The sequence below is a fragment of the Cysteiniphilum litorale genome (assembly GCF_003428165.1).
GTDB classification, from domain to species: domain Bacteria; phylum Pseudomonadota; class Gammaproteobacteria; order Francisellales; family Francisellaceae; genus Caedibacter; species Caedibacter litoralis.
Genome location: NZ_QLIQ01000002.1, coordinates 78,477 through 103,166, shown reverse-complemented (window position 1 = coordinate 103,166; position 24,690 = coordinate 78,477). Strand labels below are relative to the sequence as shown.

Genomic DNA, 24,690 nt, shown 5'->3' with positions numbered 1-24,690 from the left:
TTGGATGGAAAGAGCTTGCGTCCTAAATCACTAAACGCAAATTTTGGCAGCGGTGGGTTCTTTGAATTTCATCAGCAGCATAATAGCAATGACGTAAAACACAGCAATCATTGCACCTAGGAGAATTAAATTAGCGCGCATTAAATTAGCAAAGATAAGCGATAACGCGACAATAAGATCAATCGTGAGTCCGTAGATTGATGAAGCCACAGCGCTGTGGTTCTTGTCAATCAGCAAAAACGCCATCGTTGATGTGTTTACGCTTACAAGTGCTGAGGAAAAGCCAAATAAAATTGCACTTAGACCAATCAAGTAAATGGCGTAATGTGCCGGTAGAAAATAAGCACTGATAAACAATATTCCACTTAAAACTGCAACAAAAGAGAAGCTATAAGCACTTTGCTCGTAGCTTATTAAACCATTAAGCCAGCGAATGTTAATCCAACGTGCTAAGGCGCCAAAGAAGATCAATAAAAAGGATAACCAACCATAGACAATTGTATTAAAGCCAAGCGTTGTGATCACAATATAAGGTGTGCAGATGTAGAAAACGGACATGCCCGCCCATGCCACTGACGTGATATAGCAGTAGCTTAAGAATTGCGTGTTGCTGGCAATGCTAAAGAATTTTTTGCGACTTGAAGTTTTGACTCCAGTGGTTGCGGTTGGTATCTCTTTGAAGTAAATAGCAATCAAGATAAGAGCGAGCAGTGCCACCAAAACAACACCATTAAAAACCCATTCCCAACCTCCGTAATAGACGATATAGCCACCGATGAAGCCAGCAAGTGAGGGCGCTAAATAAAACAAAAGTGTTAAGCTCTGCCAGGTCTTAACATAGGTATTACCCGTTAGCATATCCTTGGGTAAAGCAACGGCAAGAATATACAAACCAGAAGCGCCAATGCCTTGCAGTATGCGCCCGATATAAAAGGCAAAGATGCTTTGCGATAACAGGCACACAATGCTGCCAATAATGACGATTAAACAATAAAGAATCAGTGTTTTCTTGCGTCCAAAACGATCACTGATAAGACCCGCTGGAATCGCGAAGATTGCACCTGCAATGACAAATAAGGTTAGTGTTAACTGGCTTTGCCCAACATTCACCGCAAAGTCATTTTGTAGCAATGGCAGCGCCGAGATATACATATCATAAGCACAGACATAAACGCCCACGAGGAAAATGGCAAAAAAGTAAACGTAGTTTTCGGGTTTCATGGCTGTGAGTTGATTTTCATTACACATTTTTCGTTAGTATATATCTCCTTTGAGCGATTTTATATGATTTACGATGGATATATGGATGGTTTTATCAATGTATCGAAATGTTGTTTATTACTAAATTATGTAAAAAAAATGAAAAAAATGTAGTAAAGCTTCTTGAATCTAGTTATCTTTTTAATTTCCATAAGTTCTGATTGTTGGGAGGCGTCATGTTGGGAATAGAGTCAGTATTATCATTTATTGTGGACACGTTAAATTATTATCTTTGGGGGTATGTGCTAATATATTTACTGATTGCCGTTGGTTTGTTTTTTACCGTCAGATTAAAATTGATACAAGTCAGGCAATTTGGGCATATATTGAAATTAATGTTTGGAAGTCGTAAAAGTCGTGATGGGCAAATCTCATCTTTTCAGGCTTTTTGTATGAGTTTGGGATCTCGTGTTGGTGCTGGGAATATTGCTGGTGTGGCGGTTGCTATTTATCTTGGTGGTCCTGGAGCTATCTTCTGGATGTGGCTGCTTGCTGTTATTGGTATGGCAACTGCTTTCAGTGAGGCGACACTGGCGCAACTATATAAGCAAAAGTCAGGTAGTACCTTTTTTGTTGGAGGTCCTGCGTATTACATTGAAAAAGGTCTGAAAAATCGATTTTTAGGCGTGTGCTTTGCAGTTAGCCTGATTATTGCTTTTGGATTTGTGTTTAATGCAGTTCAGGCAAATACGATGGTATTGGCAGTCAATGAGGCTTTTGGTGTTCAAAAAGAAATTCTTGCCATCGTCATTGCTGTTGCAACAGCGCTGATTATTGGCGGAGGGATCTGGCGAATATCTAAGTTTTGTGAAGTGGCAGTGCCTATCATGGCACTCTTGTACCTCGTTTTGGCGGTGGTCATTATCGGCATGAATCTCTCCAAGGTGCCAGAAGTGTTTGTTTTGATCTTTCATAGTGCCTTTGGGTTGGAAACAGCAGGTGCTGGGGTGCTTGGGTTTACTATAGGTGCTGCGATTGAAAATGGGATAAAAAGGGGCTTGTTTTCCAATGAAGCGGGCATGGGGAGCGCCGCTAATGCGGCAGCTACTGCAAGCCCATTGCCTAAGCATCCTGCGGCTCAAGGGTATATTCAAATGTTTAGCGTGTTTACGGATACGCTTGTTATTTGCACGATTACGGCGCTTATTGTTCTCTTGTCCGGTGTATTTGAGCCCAATAGTAATGTAACTGGGATTGCATTAGCACAATCTGCATTGGCAAGTCAAATCGGAGCGTCAGGGAGCTGGGTATTGGCAGTTATTTTGATTTTCTTTGCATTTACTTCAATTGTGGCGAATTATTCGTATGCAGAAAATAATATTCTTTATATTACTAAGAGCCGTCTGGTTCTAAACATAATGAGAGGTTGCGTGATATTATTTGTGCTGTTTGGTTCACTGACGCAGGTAGCATTGGTGTGGAATATGGCGGATGTAGCCATGGGGGTTATGGCAATAATTAATCTAATTGCTATTTTACTGCTGTCAAAAAAGGTTCTTGCGGTTGTTCAAGATTATCAGCGGCAATTAAAGTCAGGAAAGGAGATTGTTTTTCAATCGAATGACTATGATGCTTGGAAGTAAGTTGTCTTTGGAGTGTCATTGCTGGATATTTATATTTCTGTGCCGTGGTGAGTATGCTATAATTCGTGCCAGTTTTTAGAATATTTGAAGCGTTTATATCCTTATGACCACACAATTTGCCAATGAAGTTTTTCCGGTTAATATCGAGCAGGAATTAAAGCAATCATATCTTGATTATGCAATGAGCGTCATCGTTGGACGTGCGCTTCCTGATGTGCGTGATGGCTTAAAGCCTGTGCATCGACGCGTTCTTTTTGCGATGAAAGAGCTAGGTAATGACTTTAATAAGCCTTATAAAAAATCAGCGCGTGTTGTCGGGGATGTGATTGGTAAATATCACCCGCATGGTGACACGGCGGTTTATGACACGATTGTGCGTATGGCGCAGCCGTTTTCATTGCGTTATATGCTTGTCGATGGTCAGGGTAACTTTGGTTCGGTGGATGGTGACTCTCCGGCGGCAATGCGTTATACCGAAGTGCGTATGTCAAAGATGGCGCATTCACTATTAATCGATATCGATAAAGAAACGGTTAACTTCTCGCCAAACTATGATGAAACCGAGATGATTCCGGACGTGTTGCCAACGCGCATACCTAACCTGTTGGTCAACGGTTCATCGGGTATTGCCGTGGGGATGGCGACAAATATTCCGCCACACAATTTAAATGAAGTGATCGATGGTGTGATTGCACTCATTGAAAACCCTGAGTTAAGCATCGAAGAATTGATGGAGTATATTCCAGGACCTGATTTCCCAACGGGTGCCTATATCAATGGGCGCGCCGGCATTGTTGATGCGTATAAGACGGGCAGGGGGCGTGTTATTATGCGCGCTAAAGCATCGATCGAAACCGATAAAAAGACTGATCGCGAGCAGATTATTGTTACTGAAATCCCGTATCAGGTAAATAAAGCGCGGTTGATTGAGAAAATTGCCGAACTGGTTAAAGACAAAAAAATCGAAGGCATTTCTGAACTACGTGATGAATCCGATAAGGATGGTATGCGTATTGTTGTCGATGTTAAGCGTGGCGAAATGGCTGAAGTGCTATTAAATAACCTATATGCACAAACACAAATGCAATTAAGCTTTGGTGTCAATATGGTTGCCTTGGTCGATAGTCAGCCGAAGTTGTTGAACTTAAAAGAAGTGATTGAAGCCTTTATTCGTCATCGCAAAGAAGTGGTAACACGACGCACGATTTTTGAATTGCGTAAGGCGCGTGAGCGTGCACATCTTTTAGAAGGTTTAGCGATTGCTTTATCAAACATTGATGAAATGATTGCGTTGATTAAAGCCTCTAAAACACCAGCTGAAGCTAAAGAAGCACTGTTGGCTCGTTCATGGTCTGGCAAGCTTGTCGGACAAATGCTTGAAGGGGTTGATCAAGGGCTTTATCGCATTGATGGCTTGGCGTCGCATTATGGTTTACATAATGATGAATATTTCCTATCACAGGCGCAAGTTGATGCGATTTTAGAGCTTCGCTTGCATCGTTTGACAGGATTGGAACAGGATAAAATTCTTGATGAGTTTAAAGCATTACTTCTACGCATCGAAGAGTTAATTGCGATTTTAAAAGATATTAAACGTTTACTTGAAGTGATCTGTGAAGAGCTACAAGAGGTTAAAGCGCAGTTTGGTGACGCGCGTCGCTCAGAGATTATTGCCTCTCAGCTTGATTTAGGTTACGAAGATTTAATTACTGAAGAATCGATGGTGGTGACACTTTCATATGATGGTTATGTCAAAGCACAGCCATTGAAAGATTATAATGCGCAAAAACGTGGTGGGCGCGGTAAATCCTCGACGCAAATGAAGGAAGAAGATTTCGTTTATAAACTGCAAATTGCCTCGACGCATGCCATGATGCTGTGTTTCTCAAGCTTGGGTAAAATATACTGGAGCAAAGTCTATGAATTCCCACAAGCAGGGCGTGCTGCCAAAGGCAGACCAATTAATAATGTGTTTCCATTAGAGCAAGGTGAGCGCATTACGGCTATGTTGGCGGTATCCGAGTTTACCGAAGGTTGGAATGTCTTTATGGCAACCAAACAAGCAACAGTTAAAAAAGTTGATCTAACCGCCTTTTCACGTCCGCGCAAGGGCGGCATTTATGCCTTAACCCTTGATGAAGGTGATGAGCTACTGCATGTGCATTTAACCAATGGTCAGCAAGAGATTATGATGTTCTCAAATGCCGGTAAAGCCATTCGTTTTAACGAAGAAGACGTGCGTGCTGTGGGTAGAACCGCGCGCGGTGTCAGAGGTATGCGTATTCAAGAAGATCAAACTATTGTTGGCGTGATTGTCACTGAGCCTGATCACGGTGTGGTATTAACGGCAACTGAAAATGGTTATGGCAAGCGCACCCCAGTTGCCGAGTATCGTAAGACGGCGCGTGGCTCGCAGGGGGTTATTTCAATCTCGACATCTGATCGTAATGGCCTTGTGGTTGCAGCAGGACTTGTTGAAGAAACAGATGACATTATGCTAATGACCGATCAAGGTGTGCTTATTAGAACGCGAGTGCGTGAAGTACGTGAAACAGGTCGTTCAGCGCAAGGTGTTAAGTTGATTAACTTAAAATCTGATGAAAAATTGGTGTCAGTGCAAGTCGTTGGTGAGGATGAGTCTGAAGAAGATTTTGACGATGAAATGCTCAACAATGAAGTCAATGACACAACAGTAGCAGATGACGCGCCAGAACAGGATGAGCAGAGTAACGAAGATGACAGTGAGCTGGAGTAATTCGTGAAAGTCATCACGATTTTGGGGGCGACAGGATCAATTGGTGTTAATACGCTAGAGATTATTCGCGATAATCCTGCTGATTTTGAAGTTTATGCATTGACTGCACATCGTAATATCGAGCTGTTATATCAGCAATGCCTTAAATTTTCCCCACGCTATGCTGTAGTTGCAGATGAGAGCTTAGCAAATAAGCTTAGTAATGATCTTAAAGCTTTAGATTGTCAGACGATAGTGCTATATGGCAAAGAGGGGCTTATTTCTGTAGCAAGTGCTGATAAAGTGGATATGGTTATGGCTGCCATTGTTGGTATTGCAGGATTGGCACCAACGTTTGCAGCAGTGAATAAAGGCAAAACCATTTTACTAGCAAATAAAGAAGCGTTGGTCACTGCGGGTGAGATTTTCATGCGTGCAGCAAAACAATCTAATGCGATGATATTGCCTGTGGATAGTGAGCACAACGCGATTTTTCAATGTTTGCCCGATCAAGATAAACATTATGATCAACTGGCAATTTCCAGAATTATTTTAACGGCCTCGGGCGGTCCTTTTCGCGAAAAGTCTCTGGGTGAGCTTAAAGATATCACGCCAGATGAGGCATGCGCACATCCAAACTGGCAAATGGGGCGTAAAATATCCGTTGATTCGTCAACGATGATGAACAAAGCGCTAGAGGTTATCGAGGCTTATTGGTTATTTCAAGTGCCAGTCGAGAAAATTGAAGTATTGATTCATCCACAAAGTATTGTGCACTCGATGGTTGAATATCATGACGGTAGTTTTATAGCACAAATGGGATCCCCAGATATGAAAACCCCGATTGGTTACGCGATGTATTATCCACAAAGGCATAAAATCAATGTGCCAAAGCTTGATTTTACTGCTAAACCATTAAGCTTTAATGCACTGGATGGGCAGCGTTTTGCACTTATTCCATTGGTGTATGACATGCTAAAACGTCAAGATTATGCTGCAACAATTGTGTTAAATGCTGTCAATGAGGTGCTGGTTGAGGCTTTTTTGGCGGAAAAAATACAATATTTGGAAATAATCGAGTATATTGAACGAGTTTTGCAAGAATTAAAATTGAATAAACCTGAAACCATTGATGATGTCATTGCAATTGATTTAAAGGCGCGTAGGCATGTTTCAGTGCTTTTAAATACAGATAAAGATTGAATAAAATAATTTAAATGAAGGAAGATTAGCTTGAGCTTATCATTGAAAAAAACATTGTTACTTACGCTTTTAGGTGCCGCACCTTTTGCTGGTGCTTATGCACAAAATAGCTTTGTTGCCAAAAATATAAAAGTTGAAGGTTTGGAGCGCATCTCAAAAGAAACTGTGCTGAATGATTTAGGTATTCATGCAGGGGAAACGATAGATGCAGCCGAAACCAATGAGGCAATTAAATCGCTTTACAGCAGTGGGTTTTTCAAAAATGTACAGTTGTATCAAGATGGCAATAGCTTGATTGTGAAAGTAGCAGAGCGTCCAGCAATCAGCGCGGTTGATTTTGATGGTAATGATAAGATCAAAAATGATGACATGAAAAAAGTCTTGCGCGAAGCAGGACTTGATGTCGGTAATATCGCTAATCCTGAGATACTATTTCAGGTCAAGCAATCTTTGTTAATGCAATATGCATTGATGGGTTATTACTCAACGACGGTTGATATACAAGAGATTAAAGAAGTGCGTAACCGTGTGGCGATCAAGATCAATATCGCCGAGGGCAAAACCGCGACCGTACGTCGCATTAATGTGATTGGCAATAAAGCATTCTCACAAAGTGAGCTTATTGATAATATCACTTTTAAAACACCGTCAATTTGGAATTTATGGGGGCTGTTTACCTCAAAGGCGGATTACTCGCCAACTAATATGCAGTCTTCAACGGAAGATCTGAGTAATTACTATATGAATAATGGTTACTTGGACTTTAAAGTGACTTCACAGCAGGCATCATTATCACCGAATAAAGAAAATGCATTTATCGCTTTTGATGTCAGTGAAGGCGAGATTTACAAAGTCTCTAAAGTATCATTAGAAGGTAAGTTTGTTATTGCCAAAGCCGATCTTGAGAAGCTCATTAGTTTTAAAGCAGGAGATACCTTCTCACGCCAAAAAGTCCTAGATAGCGCCAAGGCAATTACACAAGCATTGGGCGATAAAGGTTATGCCTTTGCCAATGTTAATCCAGTGCCTAATGTTGATAAAGATAACAAAACGGTAGCGTTAACTTTTTATATTGACCCCGGTAAAAAAGTCTATATTAATCAGATTAATTTCCTAGGAAATAATGTTACCAATGATTATGTTTACCGCCGTCAGATGCAGTATTTTGAATCCGGTGTTTACAATCAGACAATGATTGATCAATCAAAAATTAAATTACAAAGAATGCCATTTGTCCAAGATGTAACGGTTAAAAAGATGCCAGTGCCTGGCTCTGATGACCTAGTCAATATGGATTATGATATTAAAGAAAGAAGTGCCAATACGGTCAGCGCCAGCATTGGTTACTCACAGCTTTATAACTTTATGATTGGCGGTAATTTAGCGTTGCCTAATATTCAAGGTACGGGTAATCAATTCTCGATTGGTGCGAATTTATCAAGTGTTTATCAAAGCTTGAATATGTCTTATACCGACCCGTACTTTACCCAATCTGGTATTAGCCAGACGATTAGTACGTATTTATCACGCACGGATTATGATGACACATCAATTGCAAGTTATCGCTTAAATCAATATGGTGCGAATTTAGGCTATAGTATTCCAACATCAGCATTTGACTCGATTAGTGTCGGTGGTGGTGTTGATCACACGCAAGTATTGCAGCCTAGTGGTGGGACATCGAGTATTTTAGATTGGTTTGTTAAGCAAAATGATGGTCAAACCTCCTTTAATACATTTACGGTGAATCTAGGTTGGAATCATAATTCAACAAACCGTGCTTATTTCCCAACAGAAGGAACGACCTTAGGGCTAAATGGTACTGTGTCAGTACCCGGAATTAGTGATCTACAGTGGTATAAAGTCACGGGATCTGCTGGTTTCTTCCATCCAATTGTTGGCGATGTCACACTTTCAGTCAAAGGTGGCGTCGGTTATGGTAATGGCTATGGTGATACTGAGTATTTACCATTTTTCCAGAACTTCTATGGTGGTGGCTGGGGCTCAGTGCGTGGCTTCTCTCAAGGGGGTATGGGGCCTTCTGATACCTATACACCAAACGGTAGCGCAGCAGAGCAAGGTAACTCGATAGGCGGTAACTTAAATGTGTACACGAATGTGGATATTTTGTTTCCAATTCCAGGCTTAAAAGACAGTCGTAATATGCGTTTAGGGATGTTCTTTGATGCAGGTAATGTCTATAACACTTACAATATCCCAACATATAATTCAGGTACAAATAGCGGTGTGATTTGGCCTGGAACTGCCGGTGATAGCTCGCCAACGTTCTCTAATTTACGTTACTCAGTGGGTGTTGAATTCCAATGGTTATCCCCATTAGGTGCCATGGCGTTTAGTTTGGCAAAACCATTAAATGCCAAGCCTGGCGATTCAACGCAAATTTTCCAGTTCACACTGGGGCAAACGTTCTAATCTTTTGGGTTGAAAAGTATTATAAGATTCTAAATTTAGTTAAATCTAAGGAGTAAATATGAAAAAATTAGCAATGATTGGTTTGGCATCAATGGCGGTGACCAGTGCTGCCTTTGCCGCAGATGCAAGTAGCTTAAAAATAGGCTTGGTTAATCCAGTTGAGATTTATCAATCCGTGCCGCAAGGTGAACAGAGCATTCAGGCATTACAAACAAAATTACAGCCAAAGGCAGATGAGCTACAAAAGCAGCAACAAGGCTTGCTAGAAAAAATGCAAACCTTACAAACCAATGCGCCAACGCTGACAAAATCTGATCTGGATAAGCAGCAAAAAGCATTAACTGATGAACAGAATAGCTTTAAGCAACAAGCGACGGCATTTAAGCAAAGCGAGATGCAGCAAGAGCAAAAAATTGCTCAGGATTTCCAAGCAAGCTTTAATACCGCTGTCGAATCTGTTGCCAAAGAAGGTAAATACAGCTTAATTCTAAGCTCGCAAGCAGTAGCATATGCGGCACCTGATTTGAAAGTCGATGTGACTGATCAAGTGGTTGCGCAGATGAAAAAACAAGGCGCATCTGCCGAGAAAAAATAATAGAAATAATAAGCAGCGTTAGCGTAGCTTAAAAATATAGCATTTTAAATAATCGTGATAATCGACATGGATGGACTGTGTGTGGCAGGGTGATGAGTATCCTTTATGTAACAAAACCAAGTCATAAGAAAGCGATTGAAGTATCTCAAAGAAAGTGGTCTCATCGATGTGGCGACTACAACTACAAGCGATGAATAATCCGCCTTTATTCAGGCACGAAAGTGCTAGTTTAAACAAGCGTTGATAGGCGCGTTTTGCTTCTGGAATGTGTTTTTTTGATTTAGCAAAAGCAGGCGGGTCTGCTACAACAACATCAAAGTATTGTTGCTCGGCTTTTAATTTTTTGAGTGTTTCAAATATGTCACCATGCTCAAGCTCAATGTCTATGCTACTTGTGTTTTGATGATTTTCTTCAATATTGGTTTTTGCCATAGCTAGGGCGGCTTTACTTTGGTCGATAAGTGTAAAATGGTCAATGAAATCTGCAGCGGCAACACTCCACGCACCCATGTAACTGCAAATATCTAGCATGCTAGTCATCTCTTTGTGAAGATAGTTGCGTAGTGCGATAAGGTTTAGGCGCTGGTCGAGAAAAAGGCCGGTTTTTTGACCGTTGATCAGATCAAACATAATGCGCTTGCCAGCAAACAAAGTGGTTTGAGTTAATTCACCAGATAAATATTGCCATTGAGTAATACTGCCTAGTTTTTCGATCTCACGTATTTGCCCTGTGCTTCGTTCAAAAATAGCGGTGTCAGGCATAAGGGCTACCAATGCTTGAATAACGTAGGGCATGAGTAAATCAGATGCAGCTGAGCTTGACTGCACAACGGTGGTCGAGTTATAGCAGTCAATGGTAATCCCAGGGAGCCCATCATGATCGCCATGGCATAAGCGAAAGGCCTCTTCTTGTTGAACAAAATAAAATTGCTGTTTATCATATTGCAGTTGTGCTAGGAATTGTCGTAGCGCATATTCAATATCGTGGTTATTAATCGATTCCATGCTAATGCGTGTCATTCTGATTGCTGCAAGTTGATGTTTGCTATATAGAGCTAGTCTGCCTTGCTGTTCAACCAAAGCTGAACCATGCGGGTTAAGCAACTCAGGAGCTAGATGATTGACCTCATTACTATAGAAAATTTGTCGGGTATGGAAGTTTTTGATTTTGCTATTAAGGCTGATTGTTGGAATATTCATGCTAGGAGCATTTTGGATAAATGTGCCGGAATTATACTTTAGCCGATGTGTTGTGTATATACCGCAAAATGATTTACGAGCGGTATAGGCGCTTATGATTTAATAACAGTTAAAAAGGTGCTAATGATCAATTATATAGAACAACTGATCAATTTACCCTTGATTTAATGACTTTTTATATGCACAATGGCGCCTGTTTTTCAAATTAATATACAAGGATGGATTGTTATGAACACAAAGAGTTTTGCCTATATTTTCGCTGGTGTGCTAGCGGTTGCAAGTTGTGGTTATGCAAATAGTTACTCAGCACAAGATGAACAGGCAACGCGTACCGGCTTCTTTTTAGCTCCCGCCGTTGGTGTGCTAACAAATAGTGGCACGGGGTATAAAACATCACCTGAATTAACACTAAGTTTTGGATATAGCTTTAGTCCTTATTTTTCGATTAAGGCGGGTAGTATTCTATTTACAGCGCGGAGTGAGGACAGTGCGCAAAGTACAAAATTCAGTACCTATACACGGGCTGACGTAGTGTTTTCACTACCAACACAAACGCTTTTTACCCCTTATGTACTTTTAGGCGTAGGTAAGCTTAGTATGGCACATACTGAATTTGCATCAAATATTGGTGTTGGTGTAGCTTATACATTAAGTCAAAATTTTGCCTTAACTGCAAACTATCGCAATATTATCCCAGCAAAAACCAGTGGAACAATGAATTTATTTGATATTGGATTTGTGCATTATTTCTAAGGGTGTTAATTAATCCCAGCGCGAATCAAACCACCTAAATCATTTTCAACAAGGAAGTTTTCCAAATAAGTGTGCACCTCGTCAGTGGTGGCGAGTTTTAACACTTGCTTTAACACATTGCGGCATTGTTTCTTAGTAACAGATCGTAATACCTGTTTAACCTTAAGAAGCGCTGAGGCGTTCATGCTTAAACTATCAAACCCCATGCCGACAAGAAGTGCGGTGGCAATTGGGTTGCCGCCAAGCTCACCACATAATGAGATTTCTTTATTGTGCTTTTTGGCTACTTTGACTAAGTGGTAGAGTGTACGAATCATCGCCGGATGCAATTGATTGTATAGATTGGCAACTTTTTCATTGGTGCGATCAACAGCTAAAATGTATTGTGCTAAGTCATTTGAGCCAATGGATACGAAGTCAATAAGATCGATTAAACGCTCTGCAAGTACAACGGCAGCTGGAACCTCAATCATGATGCCGATGCGTGGCTTGTCGATATCAAACCCTTCTTCAATGACTTCCTTATAGGCTTGACGAATAAGCTGTTTTGCTTCTTTGACTTCCTCAATGGTTGTAATCATTGGTAGCAAAATATGCAAGTTATCATGATGTAAACTTGCTTTAAGCATCGCTCTTATTTGCATTAAAAAAAGGTTGGACTGATCCAGTAGCATGCGAATACCGCGCCAACCAAGTGCCGGATTCTGCTCTTCTTCGTAGAAGTAAGGTAGTGTTTTATCAGCCCCCACATCTAAAGTGCGTAAGACAGCAGGTTTATTAGGGAAAGTTGATAAAATTTGTTGATAAATAATGCGCTGCTCATCCTCACTGGGGAAGCGCTCGCGAATCATAAAAGGAATCTCAGAGCGATACAAGCCAACGCCTGCTGCTCCTTGACTTAAAGCGCGATCCAAATCAGCGATTAAACCGACATTTGCTTTAAGCGTTATTTCATGCCCATCAATTGTCGTACTTGATAAGTCTTTAAGCGCTTGCAATTCAACGGCTTTTTGGCTTTCATGCTTGATTAAACGCTCATATGCTGATTTAAGTCCCTTAGCAGGTTGGATGTAGATGCGTCCCACATAGGCATCAACAATAACCTCTTTGCCATCAATGAAGCTAATTGGTAATGCTTTGATGCTTGTAACAAAAGGCACAGATAAGGCTTTAGCTAAAATAGCTGCATGAGAGTATGAGGAGCCGTGTTCTGAGATAATTGCTTTTAAGCGCCCTTTAGGCACTTCGGCAATCATCGATGCGGTGACTTCGCTCGCAACAAGAACAGTATCAACAGCGTAGTGACTTTTCTTCAATATTTTATTCTCAAGTGCCAATAAGATGCGTTTGCCTAAATCACGAATATCACTGGCACGTTCGACAAAGTAAGGCTCATCCATTTGCTCAAAAAGTGTGGCTTGCTCGATGACAACACGTTTGATCGCGCTTTGTAGCCAAATGCCCTGACGGATATAGCCAATAATTGCGTCATAAAAACGACTGCTATCGATCATCTGCAAATAGGCTTCAAATAATTGTGCTTCTTCACTGCCCGCAAGGAGGGTAACACGCTCTAGCATCTCCTCCAAAGATTCTTTGACATCCTTTACCGCACTGATAAATAAACGTTCTTCATCGTCTGATTGCGTAGGTTTATCAGGAATCTCTTCAATATCAGTAATATTATAACGCGCAACCGCAATGCCTTTTTGTACCCCATCATTGGCGCTAACGCCATCAAAGTACATCGGACTTTGTGGTTTATCTTCAATTTGCTCGGAAACATCTTCAATATGGATGGCGCGATTCAATGGCAGTGACAAGTTAGCGCATAGCGTCGCAACATCAGTTTGCAGGCTTTCAGTAATTTTGTCTTTGTCATTAAGTTGTAGCGCAATAATAGCGATCACTTCACCTTTGTGCACAACGGGCGCTGCTAATAAAGATTGTAGGCGATTGCGTGAAAGCGTTTGTAGCACACTATAGCTTGAAGCTTTAGACATATCGGTAATAATAAGTGCTTCTTCACGCAAAGCAACTTTACCCAAAAGATCATCTTTGGCGCTGATGTAGATCATCCCAGATCGCAGTGTTGGCACTAGCGTTGACGCGCTTAGTGTGTAGGTGTGCTCTGTTTCATCCAAAATAAAAACACTGCACGCATCGACACTAAGCACTTTGCATGCTTCTTTAGCAAACATTGATAAGACGACATCAAGCTCATGCTTAAGCTCAATGATTTTGACTAAAGGCTGCCATAACATGATATTTACTCGCGTGACCAGTCTTTAAGCACAGGGAAAAAATGCTCAAGTGCTTTTTGATAAACATGGCGCTTAAAGGCAACGACTTTTCCTGCGGGGTACCAGTAATTTACCCAACGCCATTCATCAAACTCGGGCTTTTTATTAGCGTTGAGATTAATCGCGCTATCGGCAGATTTTAAACGCAACAAAAACCACTTTTGTTTTTGACCAATGCACAATGGGCAATTTCTTCTAATCAGGGATCTGGGAAGCCGATACCTTAACCATGTTCTCGTTGCAGCAATCACCTCAACATCATAAGGCATAAGCCCTACTTCTTCTTTGAGCTCTCGATACATTGCTTCAATCGGCGTTTCTCCAGAATTTAAACCACCTTGTGGAAACTGCCATGAACTTTGGTTGACGCGACGACCCCAGAACACTTTGTTTTGATCATTCATAATAATGATCGCCACATTTGCTCTGAAACCTTCTTGATCTATCACGATCATTTCCAAACCTAGTACTATCCTGCTGTTTAGCATACCGTAAAGCAGGTAACTTTTCCTTGAAAATCTTGCTAAATTTTGCAAAAAAACTCTGATAGAATAGATCGCGGTAAAACTATCAACCAAATCTCAAGGAGCGTTATTAGTATGTCTGACTTTACACATTATCAAGCCATGGTTAGTGAATATGGAATCGAATTTGTCGATCTTCGATTTACCGATACAAAAGGCAAAGAACAACATGTAACCATTCCTGTGCGCGCTGTCGATGAGGATTTTTTCACTGATGGCAAAATGTTTGATGGTTCTTCTATTGAGGGTTGGAAGGGAATTAATGAATCAGATATGATTTTGATGCCAGATGCATCAAGCATGTTGATCGATCCGTTTTTTGAAGCGCCGACATTGATTATCCGTTGTGACATTTTAGAGCCGGCAACAATGCAGGCATATGATCGTGATCCGCGTTCAATCGCAAAGCGTTGTGAAACTTATATCAAATCAACGGGTATTGCTGATACGGCATTCTTTGGTCCGGAGCCTGAGTTTTTTATCTTTGACGATGTGACGTATAAGTCAGATATGGAAGGTTCTGAGTATAAAATCAGAAGTAATGAATCAGCGTGGAGCACTAATGATCTGCATGGTGGTCGCAATAATGGGCATAAGCCTGGCGTTAAGGGTGGTTATTTCCCTGTGCCACCGGTTGATTCATTGCAAGATATTCGCTCAGAGATGTGCTCTATTTTGGAAGAGTTAGGGCAAGAAGTAGAAGTGCATCATCATGAAGTAGCAACGGCAGGTCAATGTGAGATTGGTACTAAGTTTTCAACTTTAGTCGACAAAGCCGATCAAACACAAGTCTTTAAATACGTTGTACACAATGTGGCTAACGGCTTTGGTAAAAGTGCGACTTTTATGCCAAAACCGATTCCGGGGGATAATGGCTCAGGTATGCATGTCCATCAATCGCTTTCAAAGGGTGGTAAAAACCTATTTGCGGGTAATGGTTATGCCGGACTTTCAGAAGAAGCGCTTTACTATATTGGCGGCATTATCAAACATGCTAAGGCATTAAATGCATTTGCTAACCCATCAACCAATAGCTATAAGCGCTTAGTGCCAGGCTTTGAAGCGCCAGTATTGTTGGCATATTCAGCACGCAACCGATCAGCATCTATTCGTATTCCTTTTGTTAATAGTGAAAAAGCACGTCGCATCGAGGTGCGCTTTGGTGATCCAACAGCTAACCCTTATTTAATGTTCTCAGCCATGGTCATGGCAGGGATCGATGGCATTAAAAATAAAATCCATCCGGGTGAAGCAATGGATAAAAACCTATATGACTTACCACCTGAAGAACTTGTTGATATCCCAACAGTGGCAGGCTCGCTAGAAGAGGCACTTGCTGCTTTGGATGAGGATCGTGAGTTCTTAACCGCAGGTGGCGTGTTCTCAGATGATATGATTAATGCCTATATCGATTTGAAAATGGAAGAAGTGCAGAAGCTTAATATGACGCCGCATCCAGTTGAGTTTCAGATGTACTACAGCTTGTAATCTGAAAATTTCACTAGAATTAATAGGATATAAACTTAGCTTGTTATGGATGGCAATAAATTCACTTTATTTAATGCATAAGAAATTAAACTGCTGTTAAACTTGCAATAGGTGGGTAAATCTCTACAATCGAGCAATAAAATTTTATTAACACATTGGGAGTGTGCACGCATGGATATGACACAATTATTTGTCGATTTATCGCGCGGCCAGTTTGCATTTACAGCTCTATTCCATTTTGTCTTTGTACCATTAACACTTGGTTTGTCGTGGATACTATTTATTATGGAGGCTGCCTATGTCAAAACAGGTAAACAAGTATACAAAGATATGACCAAATTTTGGGGCAAGCTTTTTGCAATTAACTTTGCGATGGGCGTTGTCACAGGGATTACCATGGAGTTTGAGTTTGGCTTAAACTGGGCGTATTTCTCTCGCTTTGTTGGTGAAAGCTTTGGCACAATATTAGCCATTGAAGGACTGACAGCATTTATGACGGAAGCCACACTTTTTGGTTTGTTTTTCTTTACATGGAATAAAGTGGGTAAAAAAACGCATTTATTGATTACTTTTTTCCTAGCGTTGGGTACAAATTTATCAATTGTTAATATCCTCGTAGCTAATAGCTGGATGCAGCATCCGGTAGCGACGTTTTTAAATCCTGAGACAATGCAGATGCAGTTAACGAGCTTTGTGCAAATCTATGTGCAGGAGTTGGCACAAATTCGCATTGGCCATGTTGCTTTCGCTGGATATTTGATATCGGCTGCATTTGTTGTTGGTATTAGCGCATGGTATTTATTGCGCAAGAGAAATACTGGATTTGCAATGCGTTCGCTTGCGGTAGGTCTTGGCTTTGGTTTATGTTCCTCAATTTTTATTTTCTTTTTGGGGGATGCTAATGGTCTTGCCGTTGATAAATATGAACCCGCTAAAATGGCTGCGATTGAAGGGCAGTGGGAGACACAAAAGGCACCTGCTGCCTGGTCTGCTGTGTCTTTTCCATCACAGGAGCATGAGAAAAATTATTTTGAGATTCAAATTCCATGGATGTTGAGCTTAATTGCAGGTCATAGCTTATCTGCAACAGTTGAAGGGCTTAAGCCTATTATGCGTGAAAATAAAGAGCGTATTTACGATGGATTGGTAGCGTTAAAAGCTCTGGAGAAAATTAGAGCAGGTCAAGGAACTGCGCATGATTTTGATATCTTTGATCCGAAAAATCCAGAGACTAAAAAGTATCGTGACAATATTGGCTATGCCTTTATATTACAGGCGCATGCCAAAGACCCACATAATGCAAGTGCGGCAGAAGTTGCTAAGGCTGTTAAGGATACTATTCCAGAGGTTTGGCCAGTATATTGGAGCTTCAGAGTGATGCTAGCTTGTTGGGCAATGGTGTTTTTTGTTATGGTTTTTGGCGCAGTGCATGTATTACGCCGCACGCTCCTAAAGTATCGCTGGTTTTTGTGGCTAGCAGTTTTTGCCATTCCATTACCGTATATTGCCGCTGAAGCAGGTTGGATTATTGCTGAAATGGGACGCCAACCATGGGTGGTGCACGGAATATTGCCAACAAGTATGGGCGCGTCGACCTTGGCGTCGTGGAATATTGTGGTGAGCCTTGCTTTTTTTGCATTGCTATATGTTGGACTATTTGTTGTGGAATTAATTGTCATGTTCAAGGTTGCTCGCAAGGGACCACGGTCTTTAGGTAATGGTAATTATGATTATAAGGAGCATCAATAATGTTATTTGATTATATGACCTTACAAATTATCTGGTGGGCAATTATTCTTCTGGTTCTTATCCTTTATGCGACAACCGCAGGTTGCGACTTTGGAGTGACGATTATGATGCCCTTTATGTCTAAGCATAAAGGCTTTAAAGAAAATGATGTTGAGAGACGTTTGGCGTTAAATACTATCGCCCCTACGTGGGATGGCAATCAAACGTGGATTGTTATTGGTGGTGGTGCTTTATTTGGTATCTGGCCAGCCGTCTATGGCACGATTTTCTCAGGATTATATCCGGCATTATTGTTAGTGCTATTTACCTTTTTTCTGCGCCCACCTGGGTTTGATTATCGCAGTAAACTCGATGGCGATGGTTGGCGTAAATTCTGGGATTGGAGTCTTTTTATCAGTAGCTTTATTCCAGTGCTTATCTTTGGTCTAGTGCTTGGTGCGCTATTTCATGGTTTACCGTTTTATCATAATGACTTTTTATTAAGATCGGTATATGCCGGTAATGCCTTTGCCAGTGTGTTATCACCTTTTGCCATTTTGTGTGCGTTATTAGCATTAAGCATGGTGTTGATGCATGCTTGTTTGCATTTAAATCGCCGCTTAGCTGGTGAATTGGGTTTGCGCTTTCGTCGTTTATCTAATTTATTTATTATTATCAACTTACTACTTGTCACTATTGGCTTTATTATGTTGGCATATGTTGTTCCTGGGATGATTATTACCAGCACGCCAGCAAGTCTTGCGTTTAATACACAAGTTGATGTGGTTACAGGTGGATGGCTACATAACTACGCTCTTCATCCGTGGATGTGGTTAGCCCCTGTTTTATGTTATGTGATGTTGTTACTCGCTGCCATTACCAAAGAGAAAAATGAAACTATCGCTTATTGGTGCTCGGCTTTGGCTATTACTGCAATTCTATGCTCTGCAGCATTTGCTTTGTTTCCATTTGTTGTCCCTTCTAACTGGGTAGGCGCAGGCGGTTTTGGTAGCCAAAGTTTAACGATTTGGAATGTATCAGCATCTGAATATAGTTTAATGGGCATGCTGTATATTACGTTTGCCTTTATGGTATTGATTGTTGTTTATAAGTTTTGGGGGTTTAGTGCTGCATGGCGCGGTAAGTCTAAGCTTGATAAAAGCGACCTAGAGCAAAACAATCATACATTCTACTAAGTTAATAGAGGAACCATTATGTGGTATATCACAATTATAATTATGCTGGCGATTTCAATGTATGTTGGTTACCGCTTTACATTGTATGTCGATGATAAAATTGAAAAAGGAAAATACAAAGAGATCAGTGATGATCCAAATCATATGGCTAATAAAGGGGATCATCCTGATAAAAAATAACCGTAATTAGGCTTTGATAATGCCTTGCGTCCTTTCTTGATGTTCTTGAATTTCTTTTGCTTGTACCGATAAAGTCGCGGTTGGACGTGCCAGTAAACGCTGCACACCAATGGGTTCACCAGTTAGCTCACAATAACCGTATTCACCATTTTCAATATGCTTTAGTGACTCATTAACTTTGCGCAGTAATTTACTTTGACGATCAACCGTGCGTAAGTATAGCTGTTGCATTTCCTGAGAAGTAGCAACATCATTTAAATCGGTGTTGCGTTCAGACTCTGCCAAGCTTTTCTTTGCATCATCAATTGCTTCACTTAACTCTTGTTTTTGCTGAAGTAATAGTTCCTTGAAAAAAGCCAACTGCTCTTCATTCATATATGCATCTTCAGGCATATTCAGTAGTTCTTTCTCTGTCAGCATAGTGTGCCTCCATTAACGAGTTAGTTTTTTATTAGGGCGTTTTTATATCATAAAAAATAATCTATCACTAATAAATTTACTGCATATAAGTAAAAAAAGTAAAACTTTGGGATTTAGTCAAGAAAATGAGATTAAAAAGTTGATTGGGCTAGGATATTTTGATTAATGTAATTAATATTTGTATGACCACAAAATGCCATGGTTTTGTCTAGCTCATCATAAAGAATTTCTAAAACACGTCGAACGCCATCTTCGCCATATGCGCCAAGCCCATAGATAAAAGCGCGTCCAATCATTCCAGCGCGAGCGCCCAGTGCTTTTGCTGTTAATAAATCCTGTCCACAGCGAATGCCCCCATCAAGCAAAATTTCAAGCTTATTGCCAACTGCTTGATTAATCGTGTTGAGTATAGATATAGATGATAGAGCGCCATCAAGTTGGCGACCACCATGATTAGATACAACAATCGCATCAGCGCCAAAGGTAACTGCTTTGTGCGCATCATCAACATCCAGAATGCCTTTAATAATAAGTGGACCCTGCCATTGATCTTTGATCCATGCTATATCGTTCCAATTGAGAGAAAGATCAAATTGGTCTGATACCCAGCTGCTTAAAGAGGATAGATTATCAAGATTATTAACATGCCCTACTATATTGCCAAAATTTCTGCGAGACGTTGTAAGCATCTTAGACCACCATCTAAATTTTGTAGCCATATTGAGAAAGTTTTTACAAGTAAGTTTTGGGGGGATAGATAAACCATTTTTAAAGTCAGCATGTCTCTCACCAATCATTTGCAAATCAACAGTCAAAACAAGTGCCGAGCACCCGACTGCCTTGGCTCTATTGATGAGCTCACGGGTGAAGTTTCTGTCTTTCATGACATATAATTGAAACCAAAATGGTGCGCTGACTTTTTCGGCAACATCCTCTAAAGAACAAATGGAGAGCGTGGAGAGCGTATAAGGGATGCCAAAGCGCTCGGCTGCTTTTGCAGCTAGAATTTCGCCATCGGCATGTTGCATACCTAAAAGCCCCGTCGGGGCTAAAATAATAGGCATTGTATAGTTTGTTCCAAGGATATTTGTTGCAAGTGTACGCTCTTTTATGTCGACAAGAACGCGTTGTCTAAAGCAATATCTCTGAAAATCTCTTTCATTGGCATCATAAGTAGTTTGGCTCCAAGAACCTGAATCGCAATACTGCGCAAACATCTTGGGTACTTTTTTATGGTAACGGGCTCTCATTTGCTCAATACTACGAATATGTTCAAGCTTTCTTTGCATTAGAATATCCTCTATTGGTAATAGATATCACGATCAATCTGCTTTTCACTATTGGCAACAACGGCAGTCACAGAAACATCACCTGTGACATTAACAGCCGTTCTGACCATATCAAGAATACGATCAATGCCGATTAAGATGTTGCGAGTAAGTTTCTTGTTTGTCATGAGATTTCCTTGCTATCTTTATACCTTCCCTATAGCACTATATACCACCCATAAACCATTTTACAGCCTTTCTGTCATTGAATTTCTTGTTCTTTTGAGTCATTTGATATTGCTAATAGTCCTTGCTATTACCTGCAATCCAATGACTCAAAATTATCAAAAACTTCTTTGACATTAAACACGGCAAAGTGATTCATGAGTGGTATGGTGTAAACCTGCTCTAATGCAAGGAAGTGCTATGGTTGATGCTTATGCCACCAGATCCATAAAAAGGGAATAAGAATAATGATAATATCAGCAATAACGATGGTCGTAACATAAGCATAAATGTTTTGGATGTGTGAAAAAGCGGGCGGAAAAATCCCTAAGAAAATACCACTCAAGCAAGCAAGGATACCAAAAATACAAATGGTGTTTAAAAGCCAGTTATTTTTAGCACCAACATGAAAAATTCGTTCAATATGCGGTTCTTTATAACGCACACGCATGGCAGCAGCAAAGATCAGGATCCACATGAAAACCGTAAACTGTGATGTTAATGCGATCAATAATGCAAAGGCAGATTGAATTGTTGGCATAAACAAAAATACAAAGGATAGCAGACTGCCAATAACACCTTGAATCAAAAGCACATTGGTTGGCATGTGATTATTGTTAAGCTTAGCAAAAGCTTGAGGTAAAAGTTTCTGTTGAGCGACCTCTTGCATGGCGCGAGCGGGTCCTAACATCCAAGTGCTAAGGGCTGCGATCATACCAATGACGATAAGTAAAGCAATAAGCCCTTGAAACTCACCAAGACCGGCAAGATTAAGTACGGCACTAATCCCTTGAATGAGACCACTCATCGGATTAATTGAGTTTTGAGGTGTAATAATCACTAAGGCAAGTGTTGAGATGATCGACAGTAGCACAATAATCACAATTGATAAGATCATTGCTTTAGGGATGCTACGCTTGGGGTTTTGCACATTTTTAACATGAAAGCTTGTTGCTTGAATGCCTGAGTAGCTTGCCAAGGTTTTGACAAATAGCGCAAAAGTCACAAATGATAACTCAGGTAACCAATTATGTAAGTGATTAAAGTGAGCATGGTTTTGCCCCATGATGAGAAAATAAATCGCGCCAGCAAGTAATAAAACACCGGGTAAAATCATGCCTAAGAGTGCGCCGATGATATTAAGAATAACCACACGGCGCATGGGCAAATAGTTAAACAGTGTTAATAACCAGAAAATTGCGAGCATAGTAAGGCAAAGGGTGAGCTTACTATGTTCGATCTGATCAAAGCCGATATAAACAATCGTTGCTGCAATTGCTGAGAGGCTTGCTGGAAAGCTTATAACGTTATTAAACCATTCCATCCAGATTGCGATTAAGCCGGTTTTTTCACCAAATGCGCGCTTAACCCAAGTGTATACGCCACCATTATCTTTCACTAACATGCCGCCTAATTCAGCACAGACTAGAGCGCTCGGAATCAGAAAAAAGATCGCAGCTAAAAGATAAAAGAAAATAGAGGCCAGTCCAATGGTTGCCATAAAGGCGATGGAGCTTAGGCTAATGATTGCGGTGATGTTCATGAGTGTCAATTTCGACACCGTCAGTGTTTTATCGTAAGACATAAATTTAAATGCGCTATAAATGTTAGGCGCTATCTTGCCGTATAAAAAATAAATAGCAAGTTGGGATATGCGTTAGATTTTTTTGCTATAATGGCTTTTTAAATTTTTGGTATGGATTAGTTTAATGGCAAATAATGCACTTGATATGGTGGCTGAGAGTAAAGATGCGAAGGAGTTAAATGGTTTTCAAGCGTTATGGCGTAAGATTGAATCATGTGAGCAGAGGAATGCAAAAGCGGTTATAAAGGTTGATAAACTGTATAGTGATTATCAGTCTATTTTGTTACCACATGAAAAACTTTATGGTGCATCGCACTGTAAGCTCGTGGGGCATTTATTATCATTTGTTCCTTCAAAAGACTTAAAGAAGAATGATAAGTTGTCGTTATTAGAGTATTTGTCAGATCATTTTGACAAGATGGAGTCAGCTCCACATTTATATGATTCATCAGAGTTATCAAAGCTTCAGGAAGAGAATGATAAGTACTACCAGAAATATTTTGCCAAAGAGCTTAAAGAAGATATCGAGGCAGACTATGATGAGCTTAAAAGTATGTTAAGTATGGCTTTGGGTGAAGATATTGACTTGCCAGATGAAGCGTTAAAAGAAGCCATTATGGCTGGGGATTTTAGCAAAGTTGAGTCCTTATTAGCAGAGGTTAAACAAGCTTATATTGATAAGCGCTCAGATGAAAAAGATGACGCTTGGGATGACTATGAATTTAATTACTATCGCGATGAGGATGATGAGACATCAAAAGTTACTGAAATTTTTAAGGCGAGCCAGCTGACTAAGATGTACAAAAAAATTGCGAATGTCATTCACCCAGATAAGGAGCAAGATCCTTTAAAGAAAGAGCAGCGGCATAAACAGATGCAGGCACTTTTATTGGCGAAAAAAGAAGCGGATGTATTTACGTTGATCAAGATGTATCAGGAGTTTGTGCCAGAGGGTGAATATTTTTTAGATGACAGTGCGATGGAGCATATTGAACACCTTTTGCAGATGCGAATACAGAAATTGAATCGTGAACATAGAGAGATTTTTAATTCGCAGGGACATAAGTCTTATATATGGAAAGCGTATTCGCTAACGAGTAAAAAGAAGACTTTGGAAAAAATGAATCAGCATATAGCTGAAATTAAGCAGCATATAGCGATAATGGACGATAAAGTAAAAATGCTAGACTCAGTTAAAAAAGTAAAGAAGATGTTGCAGAGATCTTATTTTTAGTGATGACTTACTTCTGCGAATGTGTTCGTTTGAAATAAATCCAGCAATAAAAAGTGGCTAAAGTAGACGAAATTCGCTAGGCTTGAGCTTACTTTTGATTGGATGAAATGGACTGAGTTTATGGCAAGACGTATATTACTGCTATTGGTTACATTGATTATTGTTTTAGGTGGTGCGTATTACTTTTTTGGCGCTCATGACAAAGGAAGTAACAAAACACAAAATATCGATTTAAATTCAACTGACCCAGCAGCTCAAAAATTATACCAAGCACTGCAAACGGCAAATTTCATTGAGCAGGGCGCAAAAACGGCAGCGCGCAATATGTATGTGATCTTTGATCCTAACTGTATTTTCTGCCATGCGTTATTTGAGGCAACTCAAAAGCAAGTAGATGCTGGTAATTTAGCAATTCGCTGGGTGCCTATTGGCATTATCAAACGTTCAAGCCCATTAAAAACAATGGCTCTTTTAAGTGCCAAATCACCGCTTGAGGCATTAAAGCAAAATGAAAATGGTTTTAATTATGCTAAGGAAGAGGGTGGTATCACACCAGTGAGCAATCCGACAAGCAAAGAAATTGAGCAATTTAATCACAATATGACGATTCTAAAAGGGTTAATCAACTCAGTGCCTGTCGTGGTATATAAAAACACAGCAGGTCAAGCAAGAGTTAGCGGTGGTGCATTGCTCCCTTTAAAAGCCGATAGTGCGGCATTGACAGAGAATGAGCGGAAAGTAGATGTATTTATAAAAAGCGTTGCTAAAAGTTGGTAAG

Annotated in this window: 20 protein-coding genes; 12 read left to right on the top strand and 8 right to left on the bottom strand. The window is 40.4% G+C overall.

Annotated elements, in window-relative coordinates:
- Positions 1-30: 30 nt before the first annotated feature.
- Positions 31-1,221: an MFS transporter gene (locus tag DNJ75_RS01965; RefSeq protein WP_170137164.1), complete on the bottom strand. Its 1,191-nt coding sequence runs from the start codon at positions 1,219-1,221 to the stop codon at positions 31-33.
- A 215-nt stretch (positions 1,222-1,436) separates the two neighbouring features.
- Between DNJ75_RS01965 and DNJ75_RS01960 the strand changes: the two genes are divergently transcribed.
- From DNJ75_RS01960 to DNJ75_RS01940, 5 genes are all read left to right on the top strand, one after another.
- Complete coding sequence (locus DNJ75_RS01960; protein ID WP_117001495.1) at positions 1,437-2,843, top strand: alanine/glycine:cation symporter family protein; 1,407 nt, start codon at positions 1,437-1,439, stop codon at positions 2,841-2,843.
- 103 nt (positions 2,844-2,946) lie between these two features.
- Positions 2,947-5,598, top strand: coding sequence for a DNA gyrase subunit A (gene gyrA / locus DNJ75_RS01955; protein ID WP_117001494.1), 2,652 nt, complete (start codon positions 2,947-2,949; stop codon positions 5,596-5,598).
- Positions 5,599-5,601: 3 nt separating this feature from the next.
- Positions 5,602-6,780 (top strand): 1-deoxy-D-xylulose-5-phosphate reductoisomerase, encoded by a 1,179-nt coding sequence (gene ispC / locus DNJ75_RS01950; RefSeq protein ID WP_117001493.1) that lies wholly within the window; start codon positions 5,602-5,604, stop codon positions 6,778-6,780.
- Between the two features lie 30 nt (positions 6,781-6,810).
- The gene (gene bamA / locus DNJ75_RS01945; RefSeq protein ID WP_224742226.1) at positions 6,811-9,213 is read left to right on the top strand and encodes an outer membrane protein assembly factor BamA; all 2,403 of its coding nucleotides are present in this window, start codon (positions 6,811-6,813) and stop codon (positions 9,211-9,213) included.
- A gap of 58 nt (positions 9,214-9,271) precedes the next feature.
- A complete protein-coding gene (locus tag DNJ75_RS01940) occupies positions 9,272-9,808 on the top strand; it encodes an OmpH family outer membrane protein (RefSeq protein WP_117001491.1) in 537 nt (178 codons plus the stop codon).
- A gap of 18 nt (positions 9,809-9,826) precedes the next feature.
- Here DNJ75_RS01940 and DNJ75_RS01935 read toward each other — a convergent pair whose 3' ends face one another.
- Positions 9,827-11,008 carry a class I SAM-dependent rRNA methyltransferase gene (locus DNJ75_RS01935; protein ID WP_117001490.1) on the bottom strand — a complete coding sequence of 394 codons (1,182 nt, stop codon included), beginning with the start codon at positions 11,006-11,008 and terminating at the stop codon, positions 9,827-9,829.
- A 228-nt stretch (positions 11,009-11,236) separates the two neighbouring features.
- Between DNJ75_RS01935 and DNJ75_RS01930 the strand changes: the two genes are divergently transcribed.
- Complete coding sequence (locus DNJ75_RS01930; RefSeq protein WP_157968166.1) at positions 11,237-11,761, top strand: outer membrane beta-barrel protein; 525 nt, start codon at positions 11,237-11,239, stop codon at positions 11,759-11,761.
- Positions 11,762-11,766: 5 nt separating this feature from the next.
- On the opposite strand, the gene ptsP is transcribed toward DNJ75_RS01930, so the two are convergent.
- Both ptsP and DNJ75_RS01920 read right to left on the bottom strand, forming a co-directional pair.
- Positions 11,767-14,025 (bottom strand): phosphoenolpyruvate--protein phosphotransferase, encoded by a 2,259-nt coding sequence (ptsP, locus tag DNJ75_RS01925; RefSeq protein WP_117001488.1) that lies wholly within the window; start codon positions 14,023-14,025, stop codon positions 11,767-11,769.
- 5 nt (positions 14,026-14,030) lie between these two features.
- Entirely contained in the window at positions 14,031-14,513 is a 483-nt protein-coding gene (locus DNJ75_RS01920; RefSeq protein ID WP_170137166.1) for an RNA pyrophosphohydrolase, read from the bottom strand.
- Positions 14,514-14,663: 150 nt separating this feature from the next.
- On the opposite strand from DNJ75_RS01920, the gene glnA reads away from it, so the two are divergent.
- The 4 genes from glnA to DNJ75_RS15290 all read left to right on the top strand — a co-directional run bounded on the left by glnA (position 14,664) and on the right by DNJ75_RS15290 (position 19,180).
- Entirely contained in the window at positions 14,664-16,076 is a 1,413-nt protein-coding gene (glnA, locus tag DNJ75_RS01915) for a glutamate--ammonia ligase (RefSeq protein WP_117001486.1), read from the top strand.
- Between the two features lie 171 nt (positions 16,077-16,247).
- Positions 16,248-17,825, top strand: coding sequence for a cytochrome ubiquinol oxidase subunit I (locus tag DNJ75_RS01910; protein ID WP_117001485.1), 1,578 nt, complete (start codon positions 16,248-16,250; stop codon positions 17,823-17,825).
- Positions 17,825-19,000, top strand: coding sequence for a cytochrome d ubiquinol oxidase subunit II (gene cydB, locus DNJ75_RS01905; RefSeq protein WP_117001484.1), 1,176 nt, complete (start codon positions 17,825-17,827; stop codon positions 18,998-19,000). Before DNJ75_RS01910 ends, cydB begins: the two co-directional genes overlap by 1 nt.
- A gap of 18 nt (positions 19,001-19,018) precedes the next feature.
- A complete protein-coding gene (locus DNJ75_RS15290) occupies positions 19,019-19,180 on the top strand; it encodes a hypothetical protein (protein WP_157968165.1) in 162 nt (53 codons plus the stop codon).
- A 6-nt stretch (positions 19,181-19,186) separates the two neighbouring features.
- Here DNJ75_RS15290 and dksA read toward each other — a convergent pair whose 3' ends face one another.
- The 4 genes from dksA to DNJ75_RS01885 form a co-directional block, all read right to left on the bottom strand.
- Complete coding sequence (gene dksA, locus DNJ75_RS01900; RefSeq protein WP_117001483.1) at positions 19,187-19,600, bottom strand: RNA polymerase-binding protein DksA; 414 nt, start codon at positions 19,598-19,600, stop codon at positions 19,187-19,189.
- A gap of 131 nt (positions 19,601-19,731) precedes the next feature.
- Positions 19,732-20,889 (bottom strand): alpha-hydroxy acid oxidase, encoded by a 1,158-nt coding sequence (locus tag DNJ75_RS01895; protein ID WP_117001482.1) that lies wholly within the window; start codon positions 20,887-20,889, stop codon positions 19,732-19,734.
- Positions 20,890-20,900: 11 nt separating this feature from the next.
- Positions 20,901-21,056, bottom strand: a complete 156-nt coding sequence (locus tag DNJ75_RS01890; protein ID WP_117001481.1) for a cation:dicarboxylate symporter family transporter — start codon at positions 21,054-21,056, stop codon at positions 20,901-20,903.
- 236 nt (positions 21,057-21,292) lie between these two features.
- Positions 21,293-22,678 (bottom strand): APC family permease, encoded by a 1,386-nt coding sequence (locus DNJ75_RS01885; RefSeq protein WP_117001480.1) that lies wholly within the window; start codon positions 22,676-22,678, stop codon positions 21,293-21,295.
- Positions 22,679-22,802: 124 nt separating this feature from the next.
- On the opposite strand from DNJ75_RS01885, the gene DNJ75_RS01880 reads away from it, so the two are divergent.
- A complete protein-coding gene (locus tag DNJ75_RS01880) occupies positions 22,803-23,912 on the top strand; it encodes a hypothetical protein (protein ID WP_117001479.1) in 1,110 nt (369 codons plus the stop codon).
- A gap of 120 nt (positions 23,913-24,032) precedes the next feature.
- Positions 24,033-24,689 (top strand): hypothetical protein, encoded by a 657-nt coding sequence (locus DNJ75_RS01875; RefSeq protein ID WP_117001478.1) that lies wholly within the window; start codon positions 24,033-24,035, stop codon positions 24,687-24,689.
- The last annotated feature ends 1 nt before the right edge of the window (position 24,690 follow it).

Excerpts from the sequence above, each read along its gene's own strand:
- DNJ75_RS01965 (WP_170137164.1), bottom strand. The coding sequence starts at position 1,221 with ATGAAACCCGAAAACTACGTTTACTTTTTTGCCATTTTCCTCGTGGGC.
- DNJ75_RS01960 (WP_117001495.1), top strand. The coding sequence starts at position 1,437 with ATGTTGGGAATAGAGTCAGTATTATCATTTATTGTGGACACGTTAAAT.
- gyrA (WP_117001494.1), top strand. The coding sequence starts at position 2,947 with ATGACCACACAATTTGCCAATGAAGTTTTTCCGGTTAATATCGAGCAG.
- DNJ75_RS01940 (WP_117001491.1), top strand. The coding sequence starts at position 9,272 with ATGAAAAAATTAGCAATGATTGGTTTGGCATCAATGGCGGTGACCAGT.
- DNJ75_RS01935 (WP_117001490.1), bottom strand. The coding sequence starts at position 11,008 with ATGAATATTCCAACAATCAGCCTTAATAGCAAAATCAAAAACTTCCAT.
- DNJ75_RS01930 (WP_157968166.1), top strand. The coding sequence starts at position 11,237 with ATGAACACAAAGAGTTTTGCCTATATTTTCGCTGGTGTGCTAGCGGTT.
- ptsP (WP_117001488.1), bottom strand. The coding sequence starts at position 14,025 with ATGTTATGGCAGCCTTTAGTCAAAATCATTGAGCTTAAGCATGAGCTT.
- glnA (WP_117001486.1), top strand. The coding sequence starts at position 14,664 with ATGTCTGACTTTACACATTATCAAGCCATGGTTAGTGAATATGGAATC.
- DNJ75_RS01910 (WP_117001485.1), top strand. The coding sequence starts at position 16,248 with ATGGATATGACACAATTATTTGTCGATTTATCGCGCGGCCAGTTTGCA.
- cydB (WP_117001484.1), top strand. The coding sequence starts at position 17,825 with ATGTTATTTGATTATATGACCTTACAAATTATCTGGTGGGCAATTATT.
- DNJ75_RS15290 (WP_157968165.1), top strand. The coding sequence starts at position 19,019 with ATGTGGTATATCACAATTATAATTATGCTGGCGATTTCAATGTATGTT.
- dksA (WP_117001483.1), bottom strand. The coding sequence starts at position 19,600 with ATGCTGACAGAGAAAGAACTACTGAATATGCCTGAAGATGCATATATG.
- DNJ75_RS01895 (WP_117001482.1), bottom strand. The coding sequence starts at position 20,889 with ATGCAAAGAAAGCTTGAACATATTCGTAGTATTGAGCAAATGAGAGCC.
- DNJ75_RS01890 (WP_117001481.1), bottom strand. The coding sequence starts at position 21,056 with ATGACAAACAAGAAACTTACTCGCAACATCTTAATCGGCATTGATCGT.
- DNJ75_RS01885 (WP_117001480.1), bottom strand. The coding sequence starts at position 22,678 with ATGTCTTACGATAAAACACTGACGGTGTCGAAATTGACACTCATGAAC.
- DNJ75_RS01880 (WP_117001479.1), top strand. The coding sequence starts at position 22,803 with ATGGCAAATAATGCACTTGATATGGTGGCTGAGAGTAAAGATGCGAAG.
- DNJ75_RS01875 (WP_117001478.1), top strand. The coding sequence starts at position 24,033 with ATGGCAAGACGTATATTACTGCTATTGGTTACATTGATTATTGTTTTA.